We start from the raw sequence: 12,668 nt of genomic DNA on the forward strand, positions 1-12,668 counted from the left end.
GCTTGTTACGTGTTACACGTAGCGTTATGTAATATCTAACATTCATGAGAATACATGAGTGACACTATGGGACATTTTTCGCGCAAGCGCGATGAGTAATCTGGGGAAGCGCGTCTTAAAAATATAATGAAAACAATAAAAACATCAGAAAAACAATCAGAAGAAACAAAACGCCTTTTAGCATTAATAGATGAATGGACGGCAAGCGAACCTGTTTTTGATACCAAAAGTCTTGCAAAAAATAAGTGTTGGCCAATAACAACAAAACACTATAAAACCTTCTCCATCAAAAAGCGCAATGGTACTGAAAGGCAGCTAGTCACAGTTGACCACAAGCTAAAAGAGTATCAGTCCAAACTGAGAAGGTATCTTGAGAAAAATCATGACGTTTCACAGTTTGCTTATGGCTTTGTATCTCCAAATTCAGTAACACCTTTCAAAGACGAACAAGATGTTGAATCAGTCCGTGGCGTAGACAGGCCGAGGGGTGTTGTAAGTAATGCTCTGGCTCATGCTGGGAAAAAGGTCGTGATAAGTATCGATCTCAAAGACTTTTTCCCATCTATCACCTTCCCAAGAATTGTCGGGATGCTTATTAAAAGGCCATATGGTTTTAGTCATCGTCAAGCGGCTGTTGCTGCTTCTATAGTTTGTCTGCCGAAAGACATTGATATCAATAGAGGATTGCCGCAAGGAGCCCCTAGTTCCCCTTTACTTTCAAACCTTATTTGCAAAAAGTTGGATTATCAGCTTGGAAAGTTTGCTGCGAAGTATGATCTAACATATACCCGTTATGCTGATGACTTAACGATATCGACTAATAACGTCAAACGAATATCCCCACAAAAAATAATTGATGAAGTAACTCGTCATGTGCGAAGAAATGGCTTCCAAATCAATGTGGCCAAAACAAAAATAATGTATCGAAATATGCGTCAGATGGTAACGGGGATATTAGTTAACGATGGTCTAAATTTGCATAAAAAGCATGTGGACGCACTTAAAGCGACACTTTACAACCTTGAGCACAAGTATGACTCGGTAGAGAAAGCCATAATGGAATTTTGGAAGCTAAAAAATAAAAGAGCATTTGATGCGTTTTTGCCTATTGGGTTTTATAAAAACGGATCGCTCGGACGTTTTTTACGTTCGCCCTCAAAGGGAGTCAAGCATCCTAAGCCGATAACAAAAGATGAAATGCAAAAAATTTATGCTTTGCACCTGCTAGGAAGAATCCATTGGTACGGGCAAGTAGTGTGTACGGCCGTTAACTCGCCCTATGATTTGGACAAAAGGAGTTCAATTTCTCCCAAACAGTACGCTCGAATAAAAAAATATGAAGAGATGCTAGGAGCATTTTACCGAATAGCAATGAAATTTGAGTGGCCTGTTGAACATGTAGTACTGAGGCTTGCCAATAAGCTTACTCACCTTCAAACCCTAATTAAGACCCAGCCCTATCTGGCTCTGGACAGTGGTTTACTATCTGAACAAGAGAAAAGCCTTAAAGAGCAAGCCGATAAATTAAAGTCAGACAAATCTCGTTATGAGACTTTTTTCACTAATGCTCCCAAAAGTTTACAAAGAGCATTGATAGTGCATTGTAAGTCTCATTCTCCCTCTGATCTGGATAAAATTAAGATGCTAGTCGAGCAAGGCTGGCCAGATCCCAAGAAACAACGTGTTGTTTGCCAAAAATTAGACATGGACCCGCTGGATGATCTTTTTCACAAAAGCACTAATGGAGATGGTCATAGTGTGAAACAGCTTGTTGACAATTTGTCTGAGTCAGTTTCTCCAAACTTTAGATATCTTTCAAAAACCTTAAAACAGAAGCTATCAAATACTCATAAAGAGCTACTGAGAATGCTGCGGAGTTTTGGGGATGATGTTCGCATTAACATTGAAAAACCATCTAAGCAATCGGCTAAAGCAGTACAAGCAATCCGTGATTTAAAATCCGCTGTACGACTTTACGAAAATGATACTGACAACTTTTATCAACAAATAGCTTTGTCCGCTGTTTCTGCCGCGGGTATGGAGAACGCTGTTGAAATCGATAGAAGCAATATGGAAGACAGAGTCGTCACCGATATCAAAGCATGGCGAGATTCACTGAAGAAGGTTCTTGATAGTATTAAACAACATATGGCTGATAGTGAGCGGGTTAGGACATCATCGGCTAATAAGCCGTATGTGCTCTGTTTCAATAACGAAGACCCGGTTACAGGAGAGTCCAAATGTTTGCAAATATTCAGGCGAAATACAGGGCTGCCATTCACCAAAGTGCCAAAAATAGATATCGCATCAGACTCAGGTCAAGTCAAAAAATGGATCGCCGGTGGAGATCTAACATCTGCTGCTAGGGAATTTTTGCCAGTGGGAGATCTCCTAGTTCATGGGAGCTTCAAAGAGCGTAACACCGAAAGTGTGTTGGAGGATATTACGGTAAATCTGACAGAGCATTCATTTCACAGAGAGTCTGTAGCTGTAGATGCGAAAAAAGGAAGGTTAATGTTTACCTTAAGAGAGTTTAAAGACTAAATGCTAAGAATTATCTACATGGACGACGACAGGCGTCCCGAGCGTAACACGATGTTTAAAGAAAAGATTAAACGCTTGGGCTATGAAAACATTATCGAGATATGTCAAACGATTGATATCGATTACATAGCTTCATTGGAAATTGATGGTGTCATATGCCACTCGGGAATGACTGGATATGACATCGTAAACCATTTTGCTAAAAAGAATAACTGGCCAATGCTGGTCTACTCGGGCTCTGTCGATAGTACCCCGTATCTTCGACAAAGTGGTACAGGGAGACCATACTTCAGTATTGATAGTGACTACTTTGAAAAAGCATTGCCGGAGTTTATCGACCGTTGCCACTCGATCAAGCGGGAAGCTTGATAATGACATTCGATTTAAAACTTACTTCGAAGCATAGTAAATTTCTTTTCACCCATTCGGGTCAATTTAATCCTTTTAACTTATTACGATTGTTGAAAAGCAACTTCGGCTCTGAAGAGTGTGCGATTAACATCTCTAATCTGAGTAAATGTCAGCAAGGGCTTTTTGTAGATAAATTCAAGACATTGTTGCTGTTAGTTCAGGGTCTAGAATCTTCCAACCTTCGGTTGTTTACCATTGCTTTTTCCGACGTAGATGACGCAATCATTGAGAAAGTAGAAAAAGAAACGGGTGCTCTTAGAGATGATCAGTCACTAGTCTTTGATTGCAATGATATGCCTGAGCAACCAGCGTCTTTATTAGATCCGCATGCTGTTAAAAATATCAGAGGTGCCGTATTACTTTCATTAGTACTCGATCTGCTTGAACTTCAAAAAGTCGAGGGTAACCTTACCCTGTTCAACGAGACTTCCAAGCTAACGTTACATAGCGCCTGTTCCTTTTTGCACAATCAAGATAACGCGAAGATGATGTGGGAGATTCTAGAGAGATGGAATGAATTGCACAACGGAGATCTCAGAGCTTCTATTAATAGAAAAATACAGACTTGTTTACAAAAGAGAAGAGTACTCACAACTACGTGGAGTCATGTAAAGAGGTTCATGAGTCAGAGCACACCTGTCATGTCTTTTTATAATGACTTGCAAGAGACATTTCATCTCTCAAGTGACGTTTTCGAAAGTAGTGAAAGTTTACAAATTTGGTTTGTTGATGATCAGCATGCAGATGGTTGGTACCAATTGGTAGACAGCATGTTGGCTGATATAAATGCCGATATTCGATGTTTTAATAGTCAGGCTGATGTTGAATTGTTTTTGAAGATGTCTCAATTGCACGGGGAGGGAAAATTACCTGAACTGGCGATAGTAGACTTAAGATTATCTGAACAAGAGTCTGCTTTTGAAAACTATGATTCTGACGATCTGAGCGGCTTTGCAGTCGTTGAATCTCTCTTAAATGCCGTTCCCGGGCTTCCTGTCTTAATAGCATCTGCTTCCAACAAACTCTGGAATCTTGAAAAGGCTATAAAGAAAGGAGCTATGGCATATTGGCGTAAATCAGATGAAAGCTCTAATAATGCTAATTCTCATGCCGTTGCGACGGCAATGGATATCTACTGTCAGTTTGTCGAGAAGATGACAAGCGGACTTAGTCAGGTACGCTATTGCAGAGTGTTTGCTATTGCGAGAATTCTCAATGAAATCTGTCAAAGGCAGCCTTTTACCGGAACGCCTTTTCAACGGAGAGCTCAAAACTTTTTTGTAGAAACTCAACACTCAGTTACTTGGATGTTATGGCAAGGTATTGATGAAAAAAGCGTTAATGACAGAATATTTCTTGGGACAATGGAATTATTTAATGAATTAGAAAAATTTCTTTGGGATGATACGACGGAAAAGTTAACACTGTACTCATCTAAAAGAGTAAAAAAAGACACCAAGGGTCGTCATGCAAAAATAATAGATGATACGTTGGAGTGCATTGATTCTCAGTCTGATTCATACCTCTTATCTAAATATGAATCCTGCAAAAATGTTCGAAACAAGTTACCAATAATTCATGGCTCAGAAGGCTACGGTGATGTAAAGCACGCTGAAGTTGCAAATATCGAAACGTCGTTATTGATAATTTGGACTTTGATGGACAGGCTCTTGCAATCTCAGAGGTAACATTGATGAGGAAAGAGGAGATAGTGCAGCATCGAAATGCCCTAACTCATTTGATAATGTACTTAAAGAAAAAATTCATTGTGATTAAAGTCAAAGTTTTGGAACTTGACCGCCATCTAAACGTATTTCTGTGTTATAAATTATTTTAACAGTTATAAAGAATTATAAAATTATAAATAAAAATAATGTGAGTAAAACTCCGTCTTTTTTGCAACGACAATTTTAAATATATTTTGCTTCGCTTGATGTCATGGGCGTCATCATTGATGTCACAAGAGGCGTCAGTGGTGCCATGAATGGCACCGTTAATGTCGCGTGCGACACGTTTAGTGCCTGTCAAGACATCTGGTTCTTCCTATCAAAAAAGATCTTAAAAAATGTGACATTGAAAATCTCCGCGCCAAAATTGAGGCATTTAGCAGGTAACGTGGAGTCCATCAATGCGCACAATCATCGAAGAAATACTGAGTACTTTTGAGCAATTTGTTCGACTTAGACAAGATGAGATTGAAGATCTAAACATCTACAAAAAAATGAATGGCGTTGACGTTAAATGTCTCAACGAAATAAGACATTCTTGGCGTGTGTCACAGGCGAAGCTTTATGCTCATTTACAGCATTTCAAAACGTATGAACTCTATGAGTTTTTGCAGGAGCTCTATGACGATGAACAAATAGATAAATACAAAGCGTTTGTAGGATTTGTCATTTGTGAAAGAGGACTTCCGGCTGATGCTCATGAATGGCATGAAAAGCCAGAAATATCTGACGGGCTCATCCAGTGGTTATTTCGCCATCATAAGTCACTTAGAGAAATAGACTTGTCATTTTCTGATTTTGAGGAAGCATATAAAGAAGCATGCTGGCGAGATCTATGCGAAAGTCTGATGATGAGCCAGTGAGAGTTCAGTGTCCACACCCTACCTTTCTTGCTTTTACGCGTGAAGCTGGCATTTCAAAAGAAAAGCAAATGCCACTACACTATTTAATGAAAAAGTGTTCTGAGCATCCAAGCACGAATAAGACTTTGCCTTTCTTTGTAGCTTTCGTTATGTTTTACCACGATAAGGGAATGTTAAATCAGGGAGTTTTATGTCGATTATTCGTCACATCGCTATACGTAATTTCAGAGGTATTCAATCTCTGGATTGGTATCCAACCGAAGGCATCAATTGCGTAATAGGGCCCGGTGATTCGGGAAAATCTTCCGTCCTTGATGCAATTGACCTTTGTCTCGGTGCGAGACGCAATATTAGTTTTACAGATGCTGACTTCCATAACTCCAATGTTGATAACCCAATTGAAATCTATGTCACTTTGGGACGCTTAAGTGATGAACTTCTTAGTATTGAGCGCTATGGCAATTTTATCCGTTCTTACAATCTTGCTACACAGGAATTCTTTGATGAGCCTCAAGTAGGCGCCGAAACTGTTATTACAGTTAGGTTGGTCGTGGATAAAGGTTTGGATCCAGACTGGGGCTTATATTCAGATCGGGCTGCTCAGGAAGGATTAGAGAAGCGACTTCCTTGGAGTCACAGGGAGTTAATATCACCGACTAGATTAGGGGAAGGCTCATCTCGCCATTTTACGTGGGGACGTAACTCACTTCTAAACAAACTATTAGATGATAGGTTTGACGTAAGTGAAGTTCTTACCGAAGTTTCTCGCAAGGCCAGACAAGCCTTTGAACAACAAAATGTGGTTGGGATTAATGATGCCCTTGCAAGTGTTCAAGGTGTAGCAGATACGCTCGGTGTAAATTTAGGTGAGCTTAAAGCTTTACTTGATGTGTCGAGTGTTTCAGTCTCGCATGGTGCAGTAAGCTTACATGATGCTAACGCAACGCCAATTAGACAAATGGGTACTGGCTCTACTAGGTTGCTTTTAGCGGGACTTCAAAAATTGGTTTCCAACTCAAAACTGCTGATAATTGATGAGGTAGAATTCGGTCTAGAACCATTTAGAATTAGTCGTTTACTTAAAGAGATAGGTGCAAAAGAACAGCAACCAACACAGCAAGTATTTATTACAACGCACTCTCCTTATGTTCTCCGAGAATTAAATTCGTCGCAATTACATATTTTGAGAAAGTATTCAATAACTGGGCAACCTCAAATTAATCACGTTATATATTCAATGAATGATAGCGACGAGCATCAATCGACTTTACGAGTATGTGCTGAAGCATTCTTGAGTAATAAAGTAATAGTCTGCGAAGGAAAAACAGAAATTGGACTTTTAAAAGGTGTTGATGCTGTTGAACAGGCACAGGGGCAGCACAGTATTCAATCTCTTGGTGTTATGCACGCAGATGGCGACGGAAGTCATATGTTTAAGCGAGCCAAAGTCTTCAACCAATTTGGTTATCCTGTTGCGATATTTAAAGACTCAGATATCAATGACCAGCAGCAAGCGTCTATCAACGAAGTAATGCAATTGGGAATACCAATATTTGAATGGGGAGATAACCAAGCTACTGAGCAGGCAATATTCAACAATTGCCACCTTAATCTCATTCCACAACTATTAAATATTGCGGCTGAGAGAAAAACAAATGACGCGGTAAATGCACACATTACTAACGCATCACAAAATCAATTTAATCTGTCAAACTGTATTCAAGCCCCCATCGATGCTCATCGTCAATGTCTTGGGTTAACCGCAAAGAATAAAGGGTGGTACAAAGATATTGAGCCTATGGAAAATGTCGCGGAAACAATTCTTTGGCCTAACAAACCGCGGATTCAACCAGTTTTCACTCAAGTGTTAGATAATCTTCTTACGTGGGCGCGACAATAATAAGGACTGATAGTGTCGGCAGATATTATATTAGAAAATGAGATTGGGGCTATCGAGGCTCCTGCGGGATGTGGAAAAACTCAACTAATAGTTGAAGCTTTGGCTATTCCCCCCGTTAAGCCATATCTAGTATTAACCCATACTACTGCTGGTGTTGCAGCTCTTCGAAAGAGGCTTACTAGGGCAAATGTACCAGCAAAGAATTATGTATTGTCGACTATTGATGGCTGGTCGGTGAGAATCGCGAGTAGTTTTAGCCACAATTGTCAAATAGCCTCACCCGTTGAAAACTCTCGAACGTTTTACCCAGAATTAAGAAATGTAGTGAGTCGTTATTTGGCTTCTGGAAGTCTGCATGAAGTGATCAGAGCATCATATTCACGACTGATTGTTGATGAATACCAAGACTGTAACCAAGAACAACATAATATTGTTTGCTCTATTGCACAGTGTATTCCGACTACAGTTTTAGGGGATCCAATGCAGTTGATCTTCAATTTTCGGGGCACGCAGATTCCAAATTGGCAAGCAGAGGTTTTAAATCATTTCCCGCTGCTAACAGAGTTGAATACACCTTGGCGCTGGATAAATGCACAAAACCAAGAGCTAGGTGAGTGGGTGCTGGAATGCCGCAGGAGATTGATAGCCAGTAGCAGTATTGATTTAACTCATAGCCCTAGCTCTGTATCACATATTCAACTGAGCAGAAATCATCAAGAAAATATGCGTCTTAAGAGTGCAGCACAGTATCAGCTTAGGAACACTTATCCCCAAGATTCTTTGCTAGTTATTGGTGACTCAATCAACACGAACTCAAGACATTTATATGCGAGTCAAAATAACGGGATTGATGTGGTTGAACCCGTTGATTTAAGAGATTTAGTTGCCTTCACTGGACAATTAGACGTTGAACTGGGTGAACAATTAGTGACCAGTTTAATCAATATTTTTGGAGCATTGGCCACAGGAATGGGAGCTTCAACTTGGGTTCCAAGAATAAAGACAATAATAGCGGGCAGAAACAGAAGCGGACCAACCCCGACTGAAGCTGCAATAGTTGCATTCATTCATTCGAAAACAGCCGCTAATTTTTTGATAATTATGAATGCTGTTGAAGCTGACAATAATGTTAGAATCTATCGACGAGCGGCATTCAGAGCATTAAATAGAGCCTTTAATAGCGTTGTTTGTGAACCATCCTTGAGCTTCAAGCAAGGCATGGAGAGATCCAGAGAAAGTCTGCGTCAACGAGGTGATATCCGTATTCCAAATTTGGCTATTGGTAGTACTTTATTGCTTAAGGGCTTGGAAGCCGATCACAGTTTAATTATTGATGTCAGCAACATGAATAGACAAAATTTATATGTCGCTTTATCAAGAGGTGCCAAAACAATATCTATTGCAAGCTCAACTAAAACGCTTCCCTAATCCCGCGCATAATCTAAGTACAGATTGTCTAATCTAATATATTACATAGAACAGGTTAAAATCCTTGCTTCGGTAGCGTCATTCTAGAGATGGCGGTAAATCTTCTACGTGCGCTCTTGATTTCAGAAATAGAAAATCACATCGTAGCAACTAAGTCTGTAACTAATCTTACGTAACTGCCCGTACACATGAAAGTGTCAGATTATATCTGAGCAGCGACACATAATTGATATAGTGAGTTCGGTGAGATCATTCGAATCCGCCTAGGTTTTTTGACTTGATAAACTTTTCTATTTCATGAACCCCTTGACTGCCTTGTTCATCAACAAGTTCTTTTGGTGTTTTTCTGCCAAAACCAATTATTTGTTCTTCAGTGTACCAGCGCCATGCGCTTTCCTTTGAATCAAACCAGTGCTCTACGAGAGGCCATATTTCACTAAAGTGTGGATCATTCATAGCATTATTCATTCACTATTCTGCTTATGGTCATTCTTGATACGTTGAATTTCTGGCTTAGCTTGCTGATGCTTTTGCCGTTGCCTGAATTGTAAAGTTTTACGACTTCCCGCTTTTGGTCTGAATTGAGCTTAGGCTTTCTTCCGAATTTTACGCCTTTGAGTTTGGCGCGTTCACGGCCGTCGCCTGTCCGAGACACGATCAGATCTCTTTCTAGTTGTGCAAATGTGCCTATTAAGCTGACTTGTGCCTGAGCGAAAGGCGAGTTATTAGATGTATCGATAGCACCATCGAGCGTGCGAAGAGAAGCGCCCTCCTTGTGAATTGCATCGATAGCACTCAGGATTATTCTCAAAGAGCGTCCAAGTCGGTCCAGCTTTGTAACGACAACCACATCACCATCCCGAATATAGCCAATCATCTCTTCGAGTTTTCGCTCGTTTTCGTCCTTTGTGCCACCCTGTTTGCCAGCAAAAACATTATCGCAACCAATCCCATCAAACTGCTCCAGTTGTGCTGCCAAGTCCTGTGCGGTTGTGCTGACGCGTGCGAAGCCAACTAATGCCATCACTTATCCCCTCTGTCAGTGGTTTTAAATCTTACAGTGAGATTGTGTTGCCGACAGAAATCTAGCAACTTTTTTTCATACATGGACTCATCGTGGCTGTAGCGCACCCAAAATTCGATAGTAGCGTTAGAAATTTTTGCGCGGATGTCGTTTTCACCGCCATCGATGTTAAGCGTTTTAGTGCCATCGAGTTCGTGTACATCCGCTGCCAATAGTTTTTCATGGGCAAAGCGAGTAAGAAGCGATAGCGCTTCATCGTCATCTTTAGCGAGAACCTCTATATCCAGCTTTAAAGTCATCGTTCCGGGCCCGCCCAAAAATTAAAATATTTGAACAGTATAGTTTACCCATGTTCAAAATATTAAGTATTTATTTTTGAACATGCTCAAAATACTTTTGAGACTTATGAATCGGCACAACAGCAACGATTTCATGACCGCAAAAGACTTTTGCCATTGAGTTGTTAGCAAAACACTAGCGACAGACTATTGCCATTAGATTCTGATCACATTGCTAGCAATACACTAGCGATAGGCTATTGCCGTTAGATTGTGATCACATTGCTAGTAATACACTAGCGATATGATATTCCGTTAGATTGTGATCACATTGCTAGCAATATACTAGCAAGGGGATATTACTGCTGAGTTGTGATTACGTTGCTAGCAATATACTAGCAAGAGGATATTGCCGCTGAGTTGTGGTCACATTGCTAGCAATATACTAGCAAGGGGATATTACTGCTGAGTTGTGATCACGTCGCTAGCAATATAATAGTGATGGAATATTACTGCTGAGTTGTGATCACATTGCTAGCAATATACTAGCAAGAGGATATTAACGCTGAGTTGTGATCACTGTTGATCACATTGCTAGCAATATAGTAGTGATAGGCTATTAATGCTGAGTTGTGATTACATTGCTAGCAATATACTAGCAAGGGGATATTACTGCCGAGTTGTGATCACATTGCTAGCAATATACTAGCAAAAGGATATTAACGCTGAGTTCTGGACACATTGCCAGCAATACGATACCAATAGGTTTGTTTCTACTGCATTCAGAGAGGTTGCGGGGTAAATTCTGAAAGTCATTTGGGTAAATATAGACTAAGCCAGTAGTGCAGTGGTTAACTGTTTGTGACCTGAAGCTTGATTTGATTCAGTTGAATAAATTAAAAAACGAGTGTGTTGTTGTGTAGTCTCCGCCACTCGCTTTTCACTAATGAGCTTTTGAACAGGAGCTGGTTAGAGTAAAACCGAGAGTCTCTTCTACCTCTTCCACATCGAAAACTCTGATGCGATCTGAAACTGGATTTGGCTTTGGAAGGCGTCCAGTTTTGATCATCCGGTAGTAAGTACTCTTGCTGATCCCCAATATGTTTCTTAGCTCATCAGATCGAATCGTAGTGATTATTTGTTTTTTCATAAATGTTACTGCCTTTTAATTTAAATTTGATTATCTTAGATTGCAATATAATGCTCCTTACGTTGGCGAATGATTACTCAGTTACCCATTTTTCATCAGTTCATTCAGGTGTTCATCCCACTTGAACATCGCTTCCAAGCGCTGCTCGTCGTAATTACCTCTGTCGTAAATTTTGAGCATTCCTTCAAGAGTGTGATTGACTATCTTCTCTGTCACCTGAAGAGGAGTACCTAGGTCGTTCACGCCGGTAACGAAAGTTCTACGGAGATCGTGCGGCCGCCACTTTGGCAAACCAAATTGATGCTGTTTTCGGTTTATGGCTCGCGTTAGAGCTCTTTCTGATATGTGTTGCTCTTTATCACTTGGCGCAGGCAAAACCCAGATGGAATCATCACTTAATTGCTTCAACCTGTGAAAAAACTCGATAACAGAAGGGCTTAAATAAACGACATGGTCCCTGTTAGATTTATTTTTAGGCGCTGGGATGAACCATTTACCCTCGTATAGATCAATCTCTTTCCACTCAGCTAATGTTATTTCGCTTCGACGTTGTCCTGTGAAAAGTAAAATCTTAGTCGCTAATGAAAATTGCTCAGATAACAGTCCTTCGTTGAGTTTCTTGAGTAAACATGCGATTTCTTCATCGTCGAGGCAACGTTTTTTAGACTGTGGCACATCACATATGTCACGCTTCTTGATCGACGCAGCCGGACTGGAGTGAACTAGCCCAAGGCTTTCACCGAACCGAAATATCTGCTTAAGCAAGCTGAGTGTTTTTAGTGCTTGCGTTTTTGACCCGCGTTTGACAATTTTTCGCAAAAAACGATGTACATCTATCGACCTTATGCCCAGTAAAGTCTTGTGACCTAATTCGGGTATGATATCAACGTCGAGAGAGCGACGTGCGATTTCGGGTCTTTTTCGCTGCTCCTCGGCGTATTCTTGATACCAATAATTGCAAAGACCACCGACTGTTTTGATGTCATCCGGCACATCTTCTCGAGGATCAATGCCTTCAGCTATATTTTCTTTAAAAGCCTTATGTTCAGCTAGAGCTCGACTGACGCTTAATTCGGGGTATCGCCCCAAATCAATGCGATGTTGTCGTCCGTCTAAACGAAAACGACATTGCCAAGTGAATATGCCTTTTTTTGAAACTCTTAATCCCAGCCCATCGCCAAACGTTAATTCAAAACGTTTCCCACTTGGGTTTTTCTTTTCTCGCTTGTAGATAGTCGGTAGTGTTAAATTGTTTACGATCATAATAATCACCTTCTAATTTATTAAAATAATGTGTACTCATTCGGTGTACACGAATGCGTGACACTGTATGAATCAACACG

The 12,668-nt window shown here is 40.4% G+C and carries 11 protein-coding genes; 6 read left to right on the top strand and 5 right to left on the bottom strand.

What is annotated here, in order from left to right; translation table 11 throughout:
- Positions 1–126: 126 nt before the first annotated feature.
- From V7R39_RS12920 to V7R39_RS12945, 6 genes are all read left to right on the top strand, one after another.
- The gene (locus V7R39_RS12920; protein ID WP_334031166.1) at positions 127–2,544 is read left to right on the top strand and encodes a reverse transcriptase family protein; all 2,418 of its coding nucleotides are present in this window, start codon (positions 127–129) and stop codon (positions 2,542–2,544) included.
- Positions 2,545–2,913: a hypothetical protein gene (locus V7R39_RS12925; RefSeq protein ID WP_334031167.1), complete on the top strand. Its 369-nt coding sequence runs from the start codon at positions 2,545–2,547 to the stop codon at positions 2,911–2,913.
- A 2-nt stretch (positions 2,914–2,915) separates the two neighbouring features.
- Positions 2,916–4,643 carry a hypothetical protein gene (locus tag V7R39_RS12930; RefSeq protein WP_334031168.1) on the top strand — a complete coding sequence of 576 codons (1,728 nt, stop codon included), beginning with the start codon at positions 2,916–2,918 and terminating at the stop codon, positions 4,641–4,643.
- A gap of 440 nt (positions 4,644–5,083) precedes the next feature.
- Positions 5,084–5,545 carry a hypothetical protein gene (locus V7R39_RS12935; protein WP_334031169.1) on the top strand — a complete coding sequence of 154 codons (462 nt, stop codon included), beginning with the start codon at positions 5,084–5,086 and terminating at the stop codon, positions 5,543–5,545.
- A gap of 190 nt (positions 5,546–5,735) precedes the next feature.
- On the top strand, positions 5,736–7,445 hold the full coding sequence (locus V7R39_RS12940; protein WP_334031170.1) for an ATP-dependent nuclease: 1,710 nt from the start codon (positions 5,736–5,738) through the stop codon (positions 7,443–7,445).
- A 12-nt stretch (positions 7,446–7,457) separates the two neighbouring features.
- The gene (locus tag V7R39_RS12945) at positions 7,458–8,873 is read left to right on the top strand and encodes a UvrD-helicase domain-containing protein (RefSeq protein WP_334031171.1); all 1,416 of its coding nucleotides are present in this window, start codon (positions 7,458–7,460) and stop codon (positions 8,871–8,873) included.
- 249 nt (positions 8,874–9,122) lie between these two features.
- Here the strand turns inward: V7R39_RS12945 and V7R39_RS12950 are convergent, their stop codons facing one another.
- From V7R39_RS12950 to V7R39_RS12965, 5 genes are all read right to left on the bottom strand, one after another.
- On the bottom strand, positions 9,123–9,329 hold the full coding sequence (locus tag V7R39_RS12950; protein WP_334031172.1) for a hypothetical protein: 207 nt from the start codon (positions 9,327–9,329) through the stop codon (positions 9,123–9,125).
- 4 nt (positions 9,330–9,333) lie between these two features.
- On the bottom strand, positions 9,334–9,897 hold the full coding sequence (locus V7R39_RS12955; RefSeq protein WP_334031173.1) for a recombinase family protein: 564 nt from the start codon (positions 9,895–9,897) through the stop codon (positions 9,334–9,336).
- Positions 9,897–10,196, bottom strand: coding sequence for a hypothetical protein (locus tag V7R39_RS12960; RefSeq protein WP_334031174.1), 300 nt, complete (start codon positions 10,194–10,196; stop codon positions 9,897–9,899). Before V7R39_RS12960 ends, V7R39_RS12955 begins: the two co-directional genes overlap by 1 nt.
- Positions 10,197–11,118: 922 nt before the next feature.
- The gene (locus V7R39_RS17860) at positions 11,119–11,325 is read right to left on the bottom strand and encodes a helix-turn-helix transcriptional regulator (protein WP_373318497.1); all 207 of its coding nucleotides are present in this window, start codon (positions 11,323–11,325) and stop codon (positions 11,119–11,121) included.
- Positions 11,326–11,406: 81 nt separating this feature from the next.
- Complete coding sequence (locus V7R39_RS12965; RefSeq protein ID WP_334031175.1) at positions 11,407–12,588, bottom strand: tyrosine-type recombinase/integrase; 1,182 nt, start codon at positions 12,586–12,588, stop codon at positions 11,407–11,409.
- Positions 12,589–12,668 lie beyond the last annotated feature (80 nt).

It is taken from the genome of Alteromonas sp. P256, assembly GCF_036864455.1.
In the GTDB taxonomy this organism is placed as follows: domain Bacteria; phylum Pseudomonadota; class Gammaproteobacteria; order Enterobacterales; family Alteromonadaceae; genus Alteromonas.